Origin of the sequence: Fumia xinanensis (genome assembly GCF_014384905.1) — a bacterium.
In the GTDB taxonomy this organism is placed as follows: domain Bacteria; phylum Bacillota; class Clostridia; order Oscillospirales; family Ruminococcaceae; genus Fumia; species Fumia xinanensis.
Genome location: NZ_JACRSV010000004.1, coordinates 163365 through 185034, shown reverse-complemented (window position 1 = coordinate 185034; position 21670 = coordinate 163365). Strand labels below are relative to the sequence as shown.

Here is a 21670-nt window from a genome sequence, read left to right as displayed (position 1 = left end):
GGACTTTTTTAATGGGAGGACAAAAATAATGGACAACAAAATAGTGACTGAAACTATCCCTGAAAAAGACGAACGGAAAAGTTCCCGCAAAAGAGCATATATCCTCATTGCCGTTTTGCTGCTGATTATCCTGCTCATTCTTCTGCTGCAAAGATGCACACAGGGGAATCCGGTGGATGGCGGCGTACATCCATCCGTTTCCGATTCCATTACAAACGGCAGCCTCACACCGGAAACGACAGAGCCCATTGAACCCGATTACTTCAATGTCAAAATCAACGCCACGCCGGTTATAGAAAACGGGAAAATGAATTTGCGGGCGGAAAACAACAGTGAAAACAAATTTGCCTGTCAAATTGAAGTAGTCGTACAAAGGTATAAAGACGAGACGGCATTCCCCGCAGCAGAAAAAATATATACCGAAAGGGGGGAACAATTCTATGCGGTATCCATTGATCCGGATACGAAATCCTACAAGTTAACACCTATTGACAACATCACAGGTTATCAATACGTATCCCTCGACGATTATGAAACCGTTATCTACCAGTCGGACAAAATTTTTCCCAATCAGTCTCTGGAGTATTGCACCATTACAGAGAATTTGGAAAAGGGCAAATATTTTGGCACGGCAAAGTATACGCTGTACGATCCGGAAAGCGGAGAACAAGCCGGCGTATTTAACGTCATGCTTGATATAACCGTAAAATAAAACTTTGGAGGTAAATTGAATGAAGAAAAGTCTTATGGGCATCATGCTAGCAATTGTAACTGCCATCGGAATCCCCACAACTACCGCATTTGCAACGGAACCAATTGAAAAAACTTCAAATACGGTTCTTGTAGAAGGGACAGTTGAAGCAATTACCACTTTAGATATTGATGTTCCGGTTAAGATCACTTTTTTAATTGATGCAGATCGCGACTTTCAATCTGCTGATTTTGAGGTGGTGAATAATGCCCCTGTTCCCATTACCGTTACTGCTACATCCATCAAGGCCCAGTCCGCGACTGCCGCGAAAGTTGTGGCAGAAAATGTCCATACTGACACCGAATGGAACAATCTAAATAAAACAGAAACACAGTCACAAATTGCCTTGGGCCTTCAAGTAAAGGGAAAAACTGAAGATTTAATGGAGGCTCCAACAACACAAACAAAATGGTTTGGTGCGGAAAGTGGAGACAGCAATATCAAACTCGGAGTTATTAAATCTGCATATAACACAAGCGTCAGTCCACGGATGCAGTTGGCATTTGATGCAAAATACGGTAAGGCATGGGTACAGGAGACAACCCTGAATTACGACTTAATCCTAACCTTCAGCATTAATTAGTTTACAACTCATGGAGGACGGTATTTCCGTCCTCCATCCATCTTTAACTTCAAAAAATGGGAGGAAATAGTATGAAGTCCCCAAAATTGCTTTGCACATTACTGGCGTCTATCATTGCCGCGGCCTCCATCCCCTTCAGCGCCGCCGCATATAACAGCGCAGATTGGATCATTGAACGGAATCAGAGGAAAGCTTGGATTACCGGATATAACGGCACCGATACCGATGTGATCTGTCCGGATATTGTAGAGGATGATTACGCCACTACTACTATCTACATCGACGAAATTCAATCTTCGGTACTGGCCAATAAGGGTATCCGGTCTCTCCAATTGCCGCAACATCTTAGCACTATTGGAATGAACTGCTGTACGGACAATCAAATAACAGAGATTTCTCTGCCCTCCAGTCTATCACTTATTGGAAGAAATGCTTTCCGAAGCAATCAACTGAAGTCTCTGGACTTATCCAGCCTACATGGATGTACCATTGAATACGGCGCTTTTATGAGTAATCAGCTAACCTCTGTGGAATATCTACCGAATACGCTCACCTTAGAGCAGGCAGTGTTTAACGATAATCTCTTGCCTGACAGTGAGGCTTGGTTTTATGCAAAAAATGAGCCAACAAAGCTGATCAGCTACGGCGGGGCGCGGCGTGATAACGTATCTATCCCGGCTGGAACTGAGACATTGGACGAATATTGTCTGGCCAGTAATCGAATCACGTCCTGTACCATTCCAGATTCGGTAGTCAGAATATGCAGTTGGGCGTTTTATGAAAACAATCTGACAGAAATTATCATTCCTCAAAGCGTAACGAGGATTGACAGCAACGCCTTTTCCAGCATCCCCAGCTTAAAGACAATCTATCTCGCTGGCAGAGAAAATACCGATGGAATGACTTTGGGACAACAGTGGAACGGATCGGCATCTGTCGAATTCCTTTCGTCTCCCCCACCTCCGGCAGAGGATGTTATGCAAAGCATAACCGTTGCAGGCAGTGTAGAGCCTTTGACCGTAATTGATATTGACGTTCCTGTTCAAACGACCTTTTTGATTGACGCCAAACGCAATTTTAAGTCCGCTGAATTTTCCATTAAAAGTAATACCCCGGTTCCCGTTGCCGTTACCGCCACATCTCTCAAAGCAAAAGAAAGTAACCCGACAAAGGTTGTAGCACATACTGCCTATTCCGATACTGAATGGAATAACCTGAATCAATCCGATACACAATCTCAAATTGCCCTGGGTATCCAAATCATTGAGGATAAAAGCGATCTATTAGAATCTCCACCAGCAGATACCCAATGGTTCGGGGACGAAAATACCGACAGCAATATTCTTTTGGGTACACTTCCATCGGCTTACGGCACAAACCAACCGCCCCAGCTTACCTTACAGTTTGATTCCCGGTATGGAAAGTCATGGGGAGATGTATCCTCCATCGAATATGATTTAACCCTCACATTCAGTGTTGCATAACCTATTATGTTGTTTTCCTATCTGTAAAAATACAACTTTATATTGCAAAATAATTATACTTGTTGTATAATAAGGAGGCGGTATAATACCTAAAATCAACCCCAAATTAAAAACTTTAGACGACCTGTACTCCCTGGAAAAAGAAAGCCATTTTTTGACGGAACAACCGCAGGCTGGGAAAAAATCTATGGAAGATTCGGTGACGTTTCTCTCCCCTCATCTCATCTGCCCTTTCCGTCGACACCCCTTCCGGCTTTATGAAGGAGAACGGCTTGACGACTTTGTGGCAAGCGTGTCGGCGCATGGAATCCTGACACCGGTTATCGTCCGCAAAATAGAGCAGGACGAAAACGGGTATGAATACGAGATGCTTGCCGGACATAATAGACGAAACGCCGCTATGTTGATTGGCCTAGAATACATTCCCTGTATCGTCAAGGAAAATCTGTCCGATGAGGAAGCGTGGATTTATGTGATCGAGACAAATGTGCTTCAACGTTCCTTTTCAGACATGCTCCCATCGGAAAAAGCGGCGGTACTTTCGATACAGTATTCCAAAATGTTCAGCCAGGGCAAACGAAACGACATCATCGAAGAATTAAAAAAGCTCAACAAGCCCGATTATAGCAGGGAAAACATATCCTGTGGAAGCGACTTCCACAAGTTGAAAAACAGGGATAAACTCGGCGAAGCTTATGACTTAACAGGGCGTGCGGTTGCAAACTATGTCCGCGCCGCTACCCTTATCGACCCGTTGAAAAACAGGCTTGACAACAAAGAACTGACCCTGACCATATCAGTGACACTGTCATATTTATCCGAGACAGAGCAGCAGGTGGTTGAATCGGTACTATCGGAAAATGAGTATAATCTGGATGGAAAAAAGGCGGCGCTTCTGCGCAGCTATGCGGGCCGGCTAGATAAGAACCTCACCGAACAGATTTTGTCCGGTGAGAAAATGAGGAAGCCGAAAAGCAATGCGCCGCCGCCCTTCAAGCTGAAAGCGAAAATCTATTCCAAATATTTTAAGCCGGATACCAAGGCTACTGAAATAGAACAGGTTATTGATGAAGCATTGTCGCTGTACTTTTCCCAGCGGAAACAGAAGGGAGTATAATTACGCGGAGACACTCGTTCCGCTTAAGAAACGGAGGTCTGATATTTGCGTCAAGACGAGCGTTTAAAAGTGATTTACCAAACCGCCGCAACGATGATTGTGCGAAGCGAAAATACCTGGCGGGATTATCTGAACTTCGCTTCCCGTATCCATAAGCACGATTTTGACACCGCCCTGCTTGTATACGCACAAAATCCCAACGTTTCGGCGCTGGCGACAATGGAACAGTGGAACCGGATTGGCAGAAGCGTCAACCAAGGCGCGAAAGGCATCGCCGTCTGTAATTACCAAAACGCCCGGTTGACAGTTTCTTACCTGTTCGATATATCGCAAACCAGCGGGCGGGAAATAAAAATGACAGATTGGCAGCTTGACGGAATCAGGAGAACAGAGCTCGTAAAGCGATTGATAGGGACAAATAACCTCACCGCCGCTACTTTTTCCGAAGCAGTATACGAACTTGCCGCAGAGAAAGCCGCTGAAAGCTGGGAACCCTTCCATCGTTCCATTAAGGCAAATACTAAAAATCACATTTTTGGGGAACTGCCGGAATACGGGCTGGAATCCCAAATCACTGCCCTGCTTACTGACAGCATATCCTACCTCATCGGCAAACGCTGCGGCCTATCGGATGAGGAAATCATCACTGGGGACGGTATGAACACAATCAATCATTTTAATACCATCCCTATGATTGCCGCCCTCGGTAATACGGTTACATCAGCATCAAAGGAAATGCTGATTGAAATAGAATCTGTAATGAAAATACTCAATATGGAAAGGGACCTGCAAAATGGACAGCAATCTGAGTCTCAGCTACACAGAGAAGGACGGAATCCTGTACCCGAACATTCAAATCTCCAACGACCCGAAAGCAGATCAGCCGCTGGGACGGTACGGGAGGATGGCGCTGGAATACCTGATGGAGAACCACCCCAACCGGTATACAGCTTTGAAAATGGATGGCAGCCTGATGGAAACAATGCACCGGGTACAGACGGAAGCCTCGAACGAAATCGAAGCCCTGACCCAGCAGATGCTTCAGGACGATCCGATGCCGCAGACCGAGGACACGATGGAACGGACGCGCCATTTAAACAGCTTGAAACATTCGGCGGAGGAAACGGTGCTTTCCGAAATCGTCCTGATTCCGAGATAAAAACTGAACCGTCAGATAAAACAGAGCCGTCAAAAGACGGTTCTGTTTTTTTACCTTCGGATTCAGAAATTGGGTCCCTTTCCCTGGATGCCACGGATAACGCCCCATTTTCATTTGAATACCGGCTGCTAAGTCGTCTGCGTTCCGACTGCGAATATTTCTTAGGATATGGCAATCGTGCAGAAAAACATTTATGGGCCGGAAGCGTTGAAGGCCAGATCGCCAAAATGCGCGAGCTATACCGTCTGCTCCCTCAAAAACCGGATTGGCTTACCGAACAGGATATTGACAACTATGAACATCGAATGAAGACTGACGAAAAATCCGCCGGACCGGAAAACAGGAATACAGATACCGGTGTTCCAAAGTCGAAGCAGAAAAACGACCTTGCTTCCCGGAATTACCGGACATTTGCCAAGCTGTTTCCCGATATTGTTTCCCAAAAATATAGTTATCTGCGGCTGGAATCCGAAGGTTTTGAACCCCTTTCGTTGGAATGGCTGTCCGGCAAGGAATTATCCATGATGCACACCTACACCCAAAACGGCGACCTGATGCGCGATCCCGATATGGTGTTGCGGATTGATTCCGACACGCAAACCATACAAGCCGTCTCCTATGAACTGTCAAGCATGGGCATCTACCAGGAGGTTTTTACAGAGGGAGGCTACCGGCCGAAGCTCCAAAAAGAACTCAATTCGTTTCTCTCTAATTGGCTCTCCAACATTGCTTCTCAGGGTTATGAATCTGTCCGGGCTGTTGAAATGGTAGACGGCGAGGAACGGGAAATCACATTTGACGTAGTAGAAGAGCCCGCACCGGAACAGGAACTCGCCCTTTCCCCGCTGTCGGTCCCGAACTTCAAAGAGGATACCGAACAGCTTTCGCTTTTCCCATCGGAGAATGAGGGCCGGTATCTGGATGAATCGGAAAAATCCACCGAAGCTGCGGGAACAGAAACAGTCGAACCGAATATCGATGAGGGAATCAAAATCCTCGATGAAATGATAGACGCCCATAACGGGCAGATCGACATGGAAATGACGATATACAAAGGGGAAATCCCGGTCGGTTTCATGCAGTACAGTGTCTATGAAGGTGTTCCGAAAATCAGCATGATTGAAATCTTGCCGGAATACCGCAGACAAGGATATGCCACTCGCCTGCTTCGGTATTTACAGAAACAATATCCCGATGTCGAAATAGAGTGGGGGCTTCTGACAGAGGACGGAAAAGCCCTCTACGACGCTATCACCTTTTCAATTGAAAATCCTGATTTTGTCCGTGCAAAAAACGACTTAGAGGATATTATCGCTGAATACAAGAAATATGATTCCGTTTTAAATAATGGAGGCATTCTATCCTCGGTTCAATCGGCAGACATGGATGATTTAGAGGATATACAATATCGGTTGGAAAATGAACTGCGGGAACTCCGACCAACCCGTGTCTTTGTCCGGTTGGATGAGGATAAGATGAATGGACAACTCCCCGGTACTGAATCGGAACCCTCCCTTCCTGATGAGGATGCAAAGCTTCCGGCTTCCATTTCTCCAGAACCCGTTCCTCAAAATTTTCGGTACACGGCTGGTATGGATTTGTACCCCCGCGGGGAGAAATCCAAGTATCAGGCAAACGTCACAGCGATTAAACTGCTGCGGCAGATCGAAGCAGAACGCCGTCCTAGCCACCCACGTCAGCGGTCGCTGACGCGGGAAGAACAAATTGTCCTTGCCCGTTATTGTGGATGGGGTGGCCTGTCCAACGTGTTTAATGAAAAATCTGATGGCTGGTCAAAGGAATATCAGGAGCTAAAAAGCCTTCTGACCCCGGAAGAATACAAAGCGGCGATGGAATCCACCCTCACCGCCTACTATACCGATCCCGAACTGATCAAATATATCTACAAAGCGGTGGAAAGTTTTGGTTTTACAGGTGGCCCGGATCGAAAGATTCTCGATCCGGCGACGGGTACAGGGAATTTCTTCTCGGTACTGCCGGAATCTCTGTATGGGACAAAGCTCTATGGCACCGAAATCGACTCCATTACCGGCCGAATTGCCCGACTGCTCTACCCAGAAGCAGACATTCAGGTGAAAGGATTTGAATCAGCCCAATATGAGGACAACAGCTTTGATGTCTGTATTGGGAATATCCCATTTAACAGCATCAAAGTGTACGATTACCGGTATAAGGACGAAGATTTCCTAATTCACGACTACTTCATAGCCAAATCCATTGACCTGACAAAACCGGGTGGCATTATCGCATATATCACTACCAAAGGCACGATGGATAAAGGGGATTCTTCGGTGCGGAAATACATCGCCAGACGTGCGGAGTTCATCGGTGCGCTGCGCCTCCCCAATACGGCGTTCAAGGCCATTGCCGGTACCGAGGTCACATCCGACATCATTTTCCTGAAAAAGCGGGCGCAGCCCATTGAATTTTCCGATCAAGATTACCCCGATTGGATTAAGACTGAGCTGGAAAGGGCGCCGAAATGGATAGCGTACAACCTGTATTTTCACCGTCACCCGGAAATGATACTCGGCGAAATGCAACGGAGCAAAAATATGTACGGCCGGGATGATGGGACAGCCTGTATCGCGCCGGAGGGGTACGATCTGTACGCTGAGATGGAAAAGGCTATCGGCAACCTGAAAGCGACGTTTGAGGCGAAACCTAATTTGCCGCCTGCCAAACTGCCGGATGAAATCGAAGAAAAAGTAGCTCTGTATATGCCCGCCCCTGAAGGAACGAAAAACTATACCTATCAAATAATCGAAAATAAAATTTTCTTTTGTGAAAAAAACGAGCTAATCCCGCAGCCGTATACCGGCAAAAAAGCGGAACGAATTAAAGGACTGTGCGAAATCCGCACGGCCCTTTTGGATGTTATCAGCATTCAGTCCCATCCCCCTTATGCAGAATCGGAATTAAAGGACAAGCAGGCGGTCTTGAATGAGGTGTACGACCGCTTTGTCAAAAAGCACGGCGTCATTAACAGCAAAGGGAATATCCTCGTCTTTTCGGACGACGACCAGTTTCCCTTGCTTCGCTCCATCGAAAACGAAGTCAAGGAAAAGGACGGAACCGTCCGTTGGGAAAAAGCGCAGATTTTCAGCAAAGCCACCATCCATCCCCGTATCCTCCCCGACCATTGCGACACTGCCGAAGAAGCCCTGTACCTTTCACTCAACACAAGGTTAAAGATTGACCTAGGGTATATGTTCTCCCTGACGGGAAAGGAGCCCCATGAACTGATCGAAGAATTGGGCGATAAGGTGTACCTCAATCCCCGTTCCTATTACGGCAATATCCTGGAAGGATGGGAAACCGCCGAAGAATACCTGTCGGGGAATGTCAGGGATAAACTGCTGTACGCCAAAATCAAGGCAGAGGAAGCCCCCGACCTGTTCACTCGGAATGTGACGGCTCTGGAGGCGATCCAACCCGCGCCGTTAAAGCCCGCCGATATTGATACTTCCATCGGTACGCCCTGGATTCCCATCGAGTATTACCAGCAATTCATGTATGAAACCTTTGAGACAGCCGTGTATAACCGGGCAACGAGTGAGGAGAGATACAACCGGAATCGGATTACGCTGGAGTATATGGAGTATACCACGGCGTGGTATATCAACGGAAAAACGTTGGAACCGGATTCTGTCCAGGCAACCAAAACTTACGGCACAGAGCGGAAAAACGCCTATGAAATCTATGAGGATTGTTTGAACCAGAAAAGCGCCACTGTCCGGGATAAGGTAGAGTATAGAGACCCCATTACCGGCCAGAAAAAAGAAAAATACGTTATCAATACTACTGAAACACGGATTGCGCGGGCAAAGCAGTCTCAAATCAAAGAGGCATTTGCCGCCTGGATTTGGAAAGACGCTAAACGGCGGGATACGCTTCTCAAAATCTACAACGATCGCTTTAACGTCTTTGTCCCCCGCCAATATGATGGGAGCCACCTCATTTTCCCCGGCATGTCAGAGGAAGAAAAGTTGCGGCCCCATCAGGCGGATTTTGCCGCCCGCGTCATTTACTCCGGGACGGGGCTGGCAGCCCACGAAGTGGGAGCTGGCAAGACTGCGGCGCTGATTGCGGCCGGGATGTTTTTAAAAAACTTAGGCGCCATCCAAAAGCCGGTATACGTTGTCCCAAACCCGTTGGTAGGGCAATGGGCGACGGAATTCTACCGCTTTTTTCCCAATGCAAACCTCCTGGTATCCACCGTCGAGGATTTCAGTGCCAAAAACCGCAACCGTTATGTATCCCGCATCGCCATGGGGGATTATGACGCGGTCATCCTCGCCCATTCGCAATTTGAACGCATCCCGATTTCGGCAAAGCGGCAGGCAATACAGATACAGGAGCAAATCAACCAAATTTCCTATGCAATAGAGCGCGCCAAGGAAGAAAAAGGGGAAAACTGGACGGTGAAACAAATGGTACGGTTTAAAATGAATTTGGAGGCAAATCTTGAGAAGCTGTCAGCCGAAGAAAAGAAAGACGACCTTTTGAGCTTTGAGGAACTGGGCATTGATTTCATGTTCGTAGATGAGGCCCATATGTATAAAAACTGCTTTGTCTATACGAAATTATCCCGTGTAGCTGGTATTAACACCTCATCTTCCCAGCGCGCCTACGACATGATGCTGAAATGCCAATACCTACAGAGTATCAACAACGGACGCGGCGTGGTATTTGCCACCGGTACGCCTATCAGCAACTCTATGTCGGAATTGTACGTCATGATGCGGTATCTGGAGCCCAATGTCCTGCGTGACCTGGGAGTTGCGGATTTTGACAGTTGGGCGGCTACCTTTGGGCGGATTGTATCGTCTTTGGAGATTACGCCGGAGGGCGGCGGCTGGCGGATGCGCCAACGGTTTTCAAAGTTCGTGAATCTACCGGAACTGATGCAGGCGTTTCGTTTAGTAGCCGACATTCAGACCGCCGATATGCTCCATCTCAGCCGTCCGGCCATCAAAGGCGGCAGGGCCGAAGTAATTTCCACCGACGCGACAGAATACCAGAAAAAAATCATGGAGGAGTTTGTTCAGCGCGCCGAGGCCATCCGCACAAAGAGGGTCGATCCCCGTGAGGACAATATGCTTAAGTTGACCGGTGAAGCCCGGCTGATGGCCATTGATCCCCGGTTGATTGATAAGACAGCTCCCAATGATCCTCAAACTAAGCTAAACTTCTGCATTAACAATCTCTACCGTGTTTGGGAGGATACCGCCGCCGACCGGCTGACACAGCTTGTGTTCTGCGATGTTTCCACCCCCGGAGCAAAAGACGTTATCGAGATGCAGGAGGTGTCCGAAGGAAAATTTGAAATGATACCGGGGCAGTTTGTCAACGTGTACCATGAGATTAAAATGCGTTTGATGGAGCGCGGCGTCCCGGGGAATGAAATCGCCTTTATTCACGACGCCAAATCGGAGGCCCAACGGCAGGCTATCTTTGAACAAATGCGAAGCGGCGAAATCCGTATCCTTTTGGGAAGTACCGGCAAGCTGGGAACTGGCGTGAATGTCCAGGATCGGGTAATCGCCCTTCATCATCTGGATGTACCCTGGAAGCCGTCGGACATCACCCAAAGAGATGGGCGTGGCCTGCGGCAGGGAAATATTAACCCCGAAATCATGATTTTCCACTATATCACTGTTGGAACCTTTGACGCATATTTATGGCAGATTCAGCAGCAAAAATTAAGCTATATCACACAGATTATGACCGGGAAATGTATCGCCCGATCCTGTGAGGATATTGACGAAACGGTGCTGAACGCTGCGCAGTTTAAAGCCATTGCCACCGATAATCCACAGTTACTGATAAAGATGGAACTGGAAAACCGGGTGTCCGAGCTACGGCTTTTACAGAGAAACCATGAAAATGAGCAGTCTGAGTTGGAACGGCTGATCTCCCGTACCTATCCGGCGCAGATCGCACAGCACGAAAAAAATATCATGGAAATCTCTGCGGATGTTGATTCCTTAAAGCAGACAGAGGGCAAAGACTTTTCTATTGTGCTGGAGGGTAAAACCTACGATGAGCGCGGCAAGGCGGGTGAACTGCTTCTGTTGTACGTCCGTATGCTCAAAGACAGCAAAGATAAGGAAAGGCTGATTGGCGAATACCGTGGGTTTACCCTGTCTGTCTACAAAGATACCTGGTTTTTTCCACATATTCAGATTGCCGGGGAACACAAATACTGCTGCGATTTGGGCGAAACCGCCATCGGTACGATTTCCAGGCTTGAAAATCTGACAGAGAGGATACCGCAGTATCTAAAAGCAGAAAGCCTTGATCTGGAGAGCGTCAAGGGACAGCTTGAAAGCGCCAAAAAGCAATACGGTGCCCCCTTCCCCTATGAAGCGGAATTATCCGAAAAAAGCGCCCAGCTATCCGAAGTGGAAACCGAACTGGAGCTTGGAAAGGATGACAGTGAGGAGATTATCATGGATGAAAATGAAGATGGGGCTGAAAACACAGGAAACTGTTCTGCTCAACAGGTTTCGGTTTGTGCCGGGGCGGAGATATAGAAGGGTTGTACAAGACAGTTTCTTGAAGAAGATTGATTTTTGTGTTATACTAAATTATCGTATTATTTACTTTAAAAGGAGGTGCGATTTTGATGCGCTGTACGTTGATGCATAAAAAGATTCCTGTCGCTCAAATCACATTGGATGACGACACCTGTTCTGTCTCCAGTATAGATGAAATTTACGCTCCTGCGCATTTTCCGATGGGTATTGCTGCGGGAAATCGTGCCGCCTTAAACGACTGGTGGCGGGGACGGGCGATTCCCGCAAGCCGCGATGGAATCCGCGACGCACTGGAAGAACTGAGCGTATCCTCTACAGAACAGCTTTTGGATAAATGCTTTGGCCTTTCCCTTTCCGACCAATACTGGATTTGCCCAGAAGGTTCCGGGCTTGCCTGGGAGAATGTCAACTTTTTTGACAATGACTTTTCTGATGACGTTGGAAATATCCTCTTCGGCAAGGGTTCGTCCGGTGACGAAATCAGTCTTATGTCCCCTGATAATACCTCGGATGGATGGCTGAAAAAGAAATGGACGATTATCGACGGAAAACGTTGCCTTTTAAAAGGCGGAAGCGGTGCTACCCGCCAGGAGCCGTACAATGAGGTACTGGCTTCCGCTGTGATGCGCCGGTTGGGGATTCCCCATGTCAGCTACGGGATTACCATGCAGGAAGAATACCCCTATTCCGTCTGTGAGGATTTTATTACCCCTGACACTGAACTCATTTCCGCATATTACATCATGCAGACCATCAAAAAGCCGAATCACCTGTCTGTTTACCAGCACTTTCTCGTATGTTGCGAGGAACTGGGTATTCCCGGAGTGCCTGATTTTCTCGACCGTATGATTACACTGGACTATCTCATTGTCAATGAGGACAGACATCTGAACAACTTTGGAGCCATACGGAATGCCGAAACACTTTCCTTTACTGGCATGGCCCCCATTTATGACAACGGCACTTCCATGTGGTTTTCAAGTCCCACCAGCCTGATCCGTGCCAACTCGCCCAAGCTTCCTTCAAAACCGTTTAAAACCACCCATACCGAGCAAATCAAGTTGGTGCAGTCCTTTGATTGGCTCGATTTATCCGCGTTAGAAGGAATTGAAGAAGAATTTTATGAGATTCTAAAGGATTCGGTATTTATAGAGGAACCCCGGCGCAACGTACTTTGCCGTGGGCTGAACACCAGAATTAAATTGCTGTCGGAAGAAGTCAGGCAGCATAGCCATTTTATTCACAATATGGCTATATCGAACAGGCAGAACGACATCCAACGCGATATTGCTTATTCCGGTGATAGTGAAGAAGATTTAGAAATCTAAATAACAGTATTGATTTGCCCCGTCATTTGACGGGGCTTTTTTATTGGAGGCGATAATTCATGCCGATGGTCGCGCATAAATCCCCATATACCCTGCTCATTTCTGAGGACGATATGCCGCTAAACCCCCGTAAAGAGTCCGACAATTTAGGGAAAATGGTTTGTTGGCACAGCCACTATCAATTGGGAGATCAACATAAATTTGATGAACCACGGGATTTTCTAACACAAATACTATTTCAGACGTATGCTTCCAATGCAAAAACCATTTATGACTTTATAAAGGCTGGAAAAGCCGCAGATGCAAAGTTCCAATACAATCGCTCCAATCGAGAGTGGGAACTTTGGGAAAATATCGGTTTGGCGTCCTCCGATTGGTACAAAACGTCAAGTTATCCCGCGTCTCTGAAAGGTGGAGACATCCCCTGCTGGTTTCTGGACGATTGCCTGTCGGCGCTGAAAAACTTCGAAATGATTTCCTTGCTGGAACAATCCGGCCAGATTGTTTTGATGCCGCTGTATCTATACGATCACAGCGGCATTACCATGTCAACCTCCCCCTTCTCCTGTCCGTGGGATTCCGGCCAAGTTGGCTGGATTTACGCCGATCGTGACATGATGGAGAAGGAGTATGGGGTTGTAACTCCCGAAGTGATAAAACAAGTACAAACGGTTCTGGAAAATGAGGTAGAAACCTACGACTATTATCTCACCGATCAGTGCTACGGTTTCCAGCTTTTTGAGGGGGATGTTGAAATTGACAGTTGCTGGGGCTTTTTAGGCGATATTCGCAGCTTACAAAATAACCTCAAAGAATATATGCCGGAAGGGTTTGAGAACATCGTTGAAAATCTGCAATATGAAAGTGACAACTTCGACATCGAAGAATATATCCACGAGCTGAAAGACACAGATGAACTGGAATATGCACGTTAATCTGCTTGTATACCTATGAGACAAACAGCAGATTAAATCCTTTTTTATTGGAGGTGATAAATATGCGACAAGGCAGTACAAGTGTCTATCGTCGCTTCACAGCTGAGGAAATCAATAGGGCAAACAGTGTGGATATTGTCGCCCTTGCGGAAAAATACGGGTACGAAGCGGAAAAAAGCGGCAGAAAAGCCATCCACATGAAGCACAGCGGCGGCCTCTATCTCTTTCCTGAATCCAACCGTTTTTTTCAATGGACAGCCGCAGACAACGGTATAAAAGGTGGGGCGGTTGATTTCGTCATGCGGGAAGAAAACCTGTCATTTCCCGAAGCTGTTGCCAAACTGCTTAGTGAGGACTATACCCCAAGTGTCCGCGAAATAAAACCATATGTTCCGAAACCGAAAGAACCGTTGGTGCTGCCTGATAAGGCTGCCAATTTCAAGCGGGCCTTTGCCTACCTTGTCTCTACACGCGGGATTGAAGCTGAAATTGTTTCCCATTTTATGAATGACAAAAAGATATTTCAGGAAGCAAAATACGGCAACACCGTTTTTGTGGGATATGACAGGGACGGCACACCGAAATACTGTGCTATGAGGGCAAGCAGCCCTCAAAAAAGCTTTAAAATGGATGCAGAAAACTCCGACAAGAGTTTTCCGTTTTTTTATGAGGGAAAAAGTGACCTTGTAATTGTCAGTGAGGCGCCGATTGATATGCTGAGCCATGCCACGCTGACGAAGCTGCATAGAGGCGACTGGCGACAAGACCACCGCATCTCCCTGGGTTGTCTTTGGGACGGCGCGCTGGAACGGTATCTTTCCTGGCATCCTGAAATTAAGCGGATTGTCTTTGCATATGACAACGATTACCTGGCCCGCAACAAAGATGGTATTTTAATAAACTGGGGACAGAACGCCGCCCATAAGCATGTTCAGAAATACACCGAAAAAGGATATATCTGCGCTATCCACACGCCGCACCTAAAGGATTTCAATCTGGAGCTGACCGAGCTCCGCCAAGGGCGGTCGATTCGTGATATGGATGAACAGCGCATAACTGAATTGGAAGCTGAATTTGCAAAAGACGCAGAAAGCGAGGAGGATTTAGAATTATGAAATAAGTTGTAGCCTATCTTTTATACAAGCATGATGAAGGTAGTTATACACTTCAGAGAGTCAAATTTGAAAAAGAAGCTTATCAATCAATGCTATCGGAATATGTCTGTTTATCCGGCAACGAGGACGATGTGTTATCCAGGCTTCCGTTGATTCAGTATGGAGAAAAAACGCCGTTTAATTTGCTGTTTGTTGATGATGAAGGGATTCGGGTAATTCCTGCTCAGGTCGAAGAAAATTTTTGGGACGAATATATTGAACATGACTCTATTTTACCGGCATCCACACGGGATGAAATTATAATCGACATTGACAATCTAAGAGAACATAGACTTAAAATATACTTGGAGTTAGAGGATGCTTTATGTGTATATTCCTATTTAGATGATGCCTTTCAAGACTGTACCGACTTTGAAGAAGCAAATCGTTTGCGGTGTATCATGGAATCCCTGAATAAAGCAATTGACGAGGATTACGCCAAGTTTAAAGATGTTAAAGACAAGGAAGCGTTATATGAAGATATTGAATTGTGAAGCTGATCGAGGTCAGCAACATAAGTTATGCCGCTTGAAAACAAGGCTATAATGTGATATACTAATGTTGAAAAGATATACCCATAAGGAGGTGGAACTGAATGACAGAAAAAATTTACACAATAGACGAAATACGCGATATTGTAACGCCGATTGCAAAGCATCATCATGTTTCCAAAATGTATCTATTCGGTTCCTACGCGCGGGGTGAAGCAGATGCCTCCAGCGACATAGATTTGCGCATTGATGCCGCGAACCTGCGTTCGCTGTTTGCTTTAGGGGGCCTCTATGCGGACTTAGAGGAGGCTTTGAATAAGTCTCTTGATTTAGTTACCACAGAATCGTTGAGGGCTAACAAACATGATCCGATGACACGGAAAATGATACGAAATATCAGAAAGGATGAGAGACTGCTTTATGAGGAACTCTCCACAAGCTAATATAGATATTTTAAACCGCATCCTAAAATATTGCGAAAATATAGAGAAATTGATTGAACGTTTTGGAAAAGACTATACTATCTTTCAAAACGATTTAGCCTACAAAGATGCTATTAGCATGAATATTTTGCAAATTGGCGAGTTATCCGGTCATTTGTCCGAAGAATACCGAATAGCTACCAAAGATCGGATGCCATGGAAATCAATTAAATCCATGAGAAATTTTTTCGCACATAGCTATGGGCAAATGGACTTATCTGTCATTTGGTCAACGGCAGTCGAAGATATACCAAAATTAAAAGCCTTTTGTTTTGAGGAAATACAAACAAATCGGCTGTTAAATGACGACTCAATTGCTTTTTCAGAGGAAGATGATGAGGATTTAGAAATTTGAGTTGAACATAATCTGGGCGCTGGTGAAAATCAGCGCCCTATTTTTATGCTCTGCTAACAATTGGAAATGTTTTAAGAGAGGATAGTAAAATGGATATTTTTGATGTGACCGCAGCCTGCCTGGGCTGCACATATATTTCCGACCTGCGTCATATCCGCATTACAGAACCACAGGCCGATACAATTCGTTCCCTACCGGATAGTATCTTTCCCCTGTCGGACTTCAACCGGCTTTCGGAATACATCACGGGTGAGAAGGCTTCCTTCCCCACTGCTGTTAAAGCAAAGGAAGCCATTATACACTCACTTCTTTTTTCATCGGTATAAAGCCGTCCCTTTGGGACGCCCCTTAACCGGAACCCGCAGGCGAAGCCTGAAGGTTCCGGTTAAGGCAGGAATAGCCGTCATACTTCCAGTACACTCACAGCTTGAAAACAGAGTTTTCAACGGGTTTAACCCTATGACCGACAGTATGATTTCACATCCTGCCGTATGATTTTTGACATACTCGAAAGGAAGGGAAAGGTATATCTAAAAAAAGTATAGCATCATTTACGCTGATCCCCCTTGGCAATACAAGATGTATTCAAAAAATAACTTAAGGGGGACGGCAGAAAGCCATTACCCCACCATGAGCCTTGAAGAAATACAGAAGATTCCGGTACAGAATATAGCCGATGCCAACTGCGCTCTCTTTCTATGGACGACCTTTCCCCTGCTTCAAGACAGTTTTTCCGTTTTGAAAGCATGGGGTTTTTTATATAAGACCGTGGCGTTCGTCTGGATCAAACAAAATAAGAAATCGGATACCCTGTTTTGGGGACTTGGAAATTGGACACGGGCAAATGCGGAGTTTTGCCTTTTAGCGACCAAAGGATATCCGAAAAGGCAGTCTGCGGCGGTACATCAGGTCATCATTTCCCATATTGAAGAACACAGCAAAAAACCGGATGAAACACGGACGCGTATTGTAAAGCTCTTGGGCGATTTACCCCGCGTCGAGCTGTTTGCCCGTCAGAAAACAGAAGGATAGGACGTTTGGGGAGATGAGGTAGAAAGCGATGTTTTATTGACAGGAGGCGATAGTGATAGAGAAACGGAAAGATAATATTCCACTCAAAACTGAGCGTGTTTCACTCCATCTGCCAAAGGATACCATTGATACCCTGAGACGGCTTGCCGCGAAAAACGGCACAAATTTATCCAAAGAGATACGCCATGCTATTGACGGTTATCTGGATATTGAAGTTAGCGCGGAAAATATTGGCCTCATTAACGGCGTTATCAAAGAGGAATTGTCCCTCCAAATCAAAAAGCTGGGAAACCGGCTTGCCGGACTTATCAACCGCCTGACGATTATCTCGGCGGCGGGCTACTATGCCAACATCGCCATCATATCTGATTTAATTGACCGCGACCGATATTCTACTTTTGAAAAAATTGAAGCGGCGGCTCGGAAAAAGGCGCTTGCATACGCCAATCAAAAGAACGCCGACGCCATAGCCGCCTTTTTGGACGACAAGGAAATGAAAAAGACAATTCGGGCAGTTAAAGGAGATTCGTTTGAAAGATAAATCTTTCAAACAGCGAGTTTGGAGCTTTGCCGCTGGAAAGCATAGCGGCAATTTCGCCTGCGGCAAAACCGCTTCAAACATCGCGTTCTAAGGAAAGGAATTGTGTATGTCGATTCTCATGTATAAGCAGCGGCACAAGCATCCCAATTACCGCAAAACGCCCAAATGCAATTACGCCCACATCGGGTATATCGCCACCCGTCCCGGCGCCTCCAAAAAAGAGGGGATGCGGCACGGTTTGTTCGGCAAGCTCTCGCCATCGGATGAAGTAACCGAATTTCAGTCATGGCAGGAGGTCGGGCGACTGGTACGGGAACTCTCTTACCGCCGAGTAAATATCTTTCGCGGCATCATCTCCTTTTTACCTGAAACTGCCGTTGAATTGCATCTATCCGACCACAAAGCCTGGGAGGAGTATATCGAGCAGCATATACGGATACTCGCTCAGAAAAACGGTATCCGTCCGCAGGATTTACAATGGGCTGCGGCACATCATAATGAGCAAAACCATCCCCATCTCCATGTAGTGTTTTGGGATAAAAACCAAAAGACAATGATTCCCTATGTCTCTCCCCAAATACCGGACAACATACGAATTGCCTTAATTAAAGAAACTTTTTCGGAAAAGATACAGGCTTTCCTGGCGGCCAAAGATAAAGCCCGGACAGAACTTTCAGAGATAACGGACAAAGCCGCCGCAGATTTTGAGGCCTTTGTGAAGGAATTAAAGCCAAAGGAATACCGCAGTCTGCTGGAGGAATCTTCCGATATTGGTGAGGAAGAAATCGGCAGGCCATCGTTTGGCGATGTAATCGGCAAAGCCGACTTGACAGCGTTTATCCCCTATCTCTTTCCCCTGAAGGATAAAATGCCGAAAGCCGGTCGGCTTTTGTATCAACTGTTGCCGGAGGAAGTCAAAGCAGAACTGGATTCCTTTGTTATACTGCTCAAAGAAAAGAATGAGTACATCCGGCAATTGACTGAGGATTACGCCGACAGCAAATGCCGCCTCGCTATGCTGTATAACAGCAGCCCGGAAAATGTGACGGAGATAAGAAAAAAAGCGATTGCAGAAGTAGATAAGCTGATTGCAAATAAAGTCCTGAAGGCCATTAAAGTGTTGTTGAATAAAGACAGGGAGCTGGCGTCTTATGAGTACAGCCAAGCGCAGAAAGAGTATTATGCCGAAGAAATGCTCTGTGAAATCTTGATGATGCTGGAACAGGCGGTTATGGCGCTGGACGACGAATATGAAGGACAGGAGGAGGCCATGAGTACGGATTTATCCAAATTCGCAAAGAAAGAGTGGTATTTAAAACACAAAGATAAAGGGATGGAAATTTAAATTTCCATCCCTTGTTAATTGAATTGAGGGCTGCCGCCTGTACAGAAAGGAACGATAAAATTGAATGTTACAGTAAGCTCATATAAAAAGGGCGGTATCGCCATCTACATCCCACAAAAGAGTTTCGGCATCCATTACGATGCGCGTATCCCCTACCAATTTCCAAAACATCACCCCTGTCATGGATGCCCATATACTCTAAAAAGTAATATTCCATCCTGCATGTTTCCAAACCGACCGGACGGCTCCTGCTTTCGGTACGACTTGGAAAGAGAGAAAAAAGTAAGGCTCTCCTATGCCGAACAGGAGGCTGCACAGAAGATATTGGAGTTTATTAAAATCCTAGAAGCCGTCAAACGGCGAAAAAGATTTCGTTGAGGAGGTTGGATATTGATAACAATGATTGGCAAGGAGGTATTACATGAGGAGTAAAATAGACTTTTACCGGCTATATTTCGATCAACTTGCACGGCGTGAATTCCACCCTCATCGGAGCGAATCGACGGACTATATTGCAGACATCTATCGTAAGGGAAAGCTTATCGCCTATTTCAGCAAAGCGGATACCATCGCTCCGTGTTCACAGACGCAGCTATTGATGAAGGAAAAAGAATTTTCTAAGCTAATGAACCAGATTCAAGACATCGCGCAAGCAACCGCCTTGAAAATGGGCATCTGTACAGAATGCCCTTATACCGACCAAACTGAAAAAATGTCAAACGGATGGTATAAGCTATCGGAATACCAGCATTTTACCTTGGCGGCGCGGGAACATCACCTGTTTGGATATGTATTTAACACATATATGACTAATCCCGCAGGAGAAACGGAGAATCGGCGCATCTTTTACTCCCGCGAACCCGCCGCACAGGATTTTGCCATCCGTTCAGGACTGATAGATGAAAGGACGCTTTTCTCTGAATCGGAGCTGCGAATCCTTCATGCTGGCCTTGTGAAAATGAACGTATTGGATAACAACGTCTCCAATGACGACCTGATGACAGTGGGACAAATCATAGATAAAATTGAGGACATTATACCTGAACTAAGAAAACAGAATTATGATTTCGATTTTGAATCGGAGTTTATGCGGGAAAACGATATAGAAATAGGAGATTAGTGGACAAAAATCCGTCTATTCTACAATGACATTTTCGATTGGCCAGGATGATGTTATATAAAAATCCGAACATGATATTTTGATAGATGAATGAGCGATGTATTGCTGAAACATAATCACTATGGTATACTAAAGGCGTACAATCCATTCTAAATGAGGTATCCTATGAAAAACAAACAGCCTCCATTTCAAATTACGAATACAATTATTGATTATGTGGCAGAAATCTCTGAACTGGTAGGTAAACTGTCACTGACCAATCATCTTACCAGCAGTCCCCAGTTACGCCGTCTTAACCGTATTCGTACCATACATGGTTCCCTTGCAATTGAACAGAATACGCTAAGTTTGGAACAGGTAACAGCCGTTTTAAACGGAAAGCACGTCTTAGCGCCGCCGAAAGATATTGCAGAAGTAAAAAACGCATATGAAATTTATGAGCGTTTAGAGGACTTGGACCCGTATTCTATTGATGACTTGCTTATGGCGCACGGTATTATGGTGCACGACTTAGTGGAAGAAGCCGGTGTGTTTCGTTCCCATCCGGTGGGAGTAGTGGATCAGGAAGGCCACGTTCTCCATTTTGGAACGCTCCCGCAATATGTGCCCGATTTGGTAAGCCAATTACTGGACTGGACCCAAAACAGCGACCTGCATATGCTCATTCGCAGTTGTGTGTTTCACTATGAGCTGGAATTGATTCATCCCTTTGCAGATGGAAACGGGCGAATCGGGCGCCTATGGCATACGCTGTTGCTGTCAAAATGGGTTCCTGGGTTTGCCTGGCTTCCCATAGAGTCTATCATTCATGCCAATCAGCAGGATTATTATGCGGCTATCAATGCTGCAAATGAGGCCGGAGAATCAACGGTATTCATAGAATTTATGCTGTCAGCTATCAAAGCATCCCTCATAGAAGCCGTTAATGTGAGAGATGAAATGAGCGATGACGTTACAAATAAGGCACAGCTTCGCTGGAATAAGATTCAGGTATATTTACAAAAGCACGACTATATTACGAATGCCAATGTTCAGAAATTATGTGATGTGTCGTCAGCTACAGCTAACCGGATTCTCACCTCGCTGGTAAAAGAAGGCCGACTTATCCGTTGCCATAGAGGCGGGCATTGGGCATACGAGCTTCTTAAAAAGTAATGCTTTATAAACCGGAAGTCTGTAAACAGCGTGACAAAATTATCCCAATAAAATATTCGATATATCAAGAGCCTG

The 21670-nt window shown here is 46.0% G+C and carries 20 protein-coding genes; 19 read left to right on the top strand and 1 reads right to left on the bottom strand.

Going from position 1 to position 21670, the window contains the following annotated elements; genetic code table 11:
• Nucleotides 1-28 precede the first annotated feature (28 nt).
• From H8710_RS12015 to H8710_RS12000, 4 genes are all read left to right on the top strand, one after another.
• On the top strand, nucleotides 29-712 hold the full coding sequence (locus tag H8710_RS12015; RefSeq protein ID WP_249296071.1) for a hypothetical protein: 684 nt from the start codon (nucleotides 29-31) through the stop codon (nucleotides 710-712).
• 19 nt (nucleotides 713-731) lie between these two features.
• A complete protein-coding gene (locus H8710_RS12010; protein WP_249296069.1) occupies nucleotides 732-1334 on the top strand; it encodes a hypothetical protein in 603 nt (200 codons plus the stop codon).
• 71 nt (nucleotides 1335-1405) lie between these two features.
• The gene (locus H8710_RS12005; RefSeq protein WP_249296068.1) at nucleotides 1406-2818 is read left to right on the top strand and encodes a leucine-rich repeat domain-containing protein; all 1413 of its coding nucleotides are present in this window, start codon (nucleotides 1406-1408) and stop codon (nucleotides 2816-2818) included.
• A gap of 154 nt (nucleotides 2819-2972) precedes the next feature.
• The gene (locus H8710_RS12000) at nucleotides 2973-3935 is read left to right on the top strand and encodes a ParB N-terminal domain-containing protein (protein WP_249296065.1); all 963 of its coding nucleotides are present in this window, start codon (nucleotides 2973-2975) and stop codon (nucleotides 3933-3935) included.
• 63 nt (nucleotides 3936-3998) lie between these two features.
• Here the strand turns inward: H8710_RS12000 and H8710_RS11995 are convergent, their stop codons facing one another.
• A complete protein-coding gene (locus H8710_RS11995; RefSeq protein WP_249296134.1) occupies nucleotides 3999-4505 on the bottom strand; it encodes a hypothetical protein in 507 nt (168 codons plus the stop codon).
• A gap of 223 nt (nucleotides 4506-4728) precedes the next feature.
• Here H8710_RS11995 and H8710_RS11990 point away from each other — a divergent pair, with 223 nt between their 5' ends.
• From H8710_RS11990 to H8710_RS11920, 15 genes are all read left to right on the top strand, one after another.
• Entirely contained in the window at nucleotides 4729-5094 is a 366-nt protein-coding gene (locus H8710_RS11990; protein ID WP_249296132.1) for a TnpV protein, read from the top strand.
• Complete coding sequence (locus H8710_RS11985) at nucleotides 5091-11654, top strand: GNAT family N-acetyltransferase (protein ID WP_249296131.1); 6564 nt, start codon at nucleotides 5091-5093, stop codon at nucleotides 11652-11654. The genes H8710_RS11990 and H8710_RS11985 overlap by 4 nt, the downstream gene beginning before the upstream one ends.
• 92 nt (nucleotides 11655-11746) lie before the next feature.
• Nucleotides 11747-12985 (top strand): HipA domain-containing protein, encoded by a 1239-nt coding sequence (locus H8710_RS11980; RefSeq protein WP_249296063.1) that lies wholly within the window; start codon nucleotides 11747-11749, stop codon nucleotides 12983-12985.
• A 59-nt stretch (nucleotides 12986-13044) separates the two neighbouring features.
• Nucleotides 13045-13920 (top strand): hypothetical protein, encoded by an 876-nt coding sequence (locus tag H8710_RS11975; protein WP_249296061.1) that lies wholly within the window; start codon nucleotides 13045-13047, stop codon nucleotides 13918-13920.
• Nucleotides 13921-13982: 62 nt separating this feature from the next.
• Nucleotides 13983-15035 (top strand): DUF3991 and TOPRIM domain-containing protein, encoded by a 1053-nt coding sequence (locus tag H8710_RS11970; protein WP_249296059.1) that lies wholly within the window; start codon nucleotides 13983-13985, stop codon nucleotides 15033-15035.
• 89 nt (nucleotides 15036-15124) lie between these two features.
• A complete protein-coding gene (locus tag H8710_RS11965; protein WP_249296057.1) occupies nucleotides 15125-15568 on the top strand; it encodes a hypothetical protein in 444 nt (147 codons plus the stop codon).
• 101 nt (nucleotides 15569-15669) lie between these two features.
• Complete coding sequence (locus H8710_RS11960; protein ID WP_249296055.1) at nucleotides 15670-16008, top strand: nucleotidyltransferase family protein; 339 nt, start codon at nucleotides 15670-15672, stop codon at nucleotides 16006-16008.
• Entirely contained in the window at nucleotides 15986-16402 is a 417-nt protein-coding gene (locus tag H8710_RS11955; RefSeq protein WP_249296053.1) for a HepT-like ribonuclease domain-containing protein, read from the top strand. The genes H8710_RS11960 and H8710_RS11955 overlap by 23 nt, the downstream gene beginning before the upstream one ends.
• An 89-nt stretch (nucleotides 16403-16491) precedes the next feature.
• Nucleotides 16492-16728, top strand: coding sequence for a hypothetical protein (locus tag H8710_RS11950; RefSeq protein WP_249296052.1), 237 nt, complete (start codon nucleotides 16492-16494; stop codon nucleotides 16726-16728).
• Nucleotides 16729-16948: 220 nt separating this feature from the next.
• Entirely contained in the window at nucleotides 16949-17434 is a 486-nt protein-coding gene (locus H8710_RS11945; protein WP_346727116.1) for an MT-A70 family methyltransferase, read from the top strand.
• A 52-nt stretch (nucleotides 17435-17486) separates the two neighbouring features.
• The gene (locus H8710_RS11940; protein ID WP_249296048.1) at nucleotides 17487-17975 is read left to right on the top strand and encodes a ribbon-helix-helix protein, CopG family; all 489 of its coding nucleotides are present in this window, start codon (nucleotides 17487-17489) and stop codon (nucleotides 17973-17975) included.
• 106 nt (nucleotides 17976-18081) lie between these two features.
• Nucleotides 18082-19320, top strand: coding sequence for a MobP3 family relaxase (gene mobP3 / locus H8710_RS11935; protein WP_249296046.1), 1239 nt, complete (start codon nucleotides 18082-18084; stop codon nucleotides 19318-19320).
• A 60-nt stretch (nucleotides 19321-19380) separates the two neighbouring features.
• Nucleotides 19381-19698: a hypothetical protein gene (locus H8710_RS11930; protein WP_249296044.1), complete on the top strand. Its 318-nt coding sequence runs from the start codon at nucleotides 19381-19383 to the stop codon at nucleotides 19696-19698.
• 43 nt (nucleotides 19699-19741) lie between these two features.
• Nucleotides 19742-20440 (top strand): hypothetical protein, encoded by a 699-nt coding sequence (locus H8710_RS11925; protein WP_249296042.1) that lies wholly within the window; start codon nucleotides 19742-19744, stop codon nucleotides 20438-20440.
• Between the two features lie 165 nt (nucleotides 20441-20605).
• The gene (locus H8710_RS11920; RefSeq protein WP_249296040.1) at nucleotides 20606-21595 is read left to right on the top strand and encodes a Fic family protein; all 990 of its coding nucleotides are present in this window, start codon (nucleotides 20606-20608) and stop codon (nucleotides 21593-21595) included.
• The last annotated feature ends 75 nt before the right edge of the window (nucleotides 21596-21670 follow it).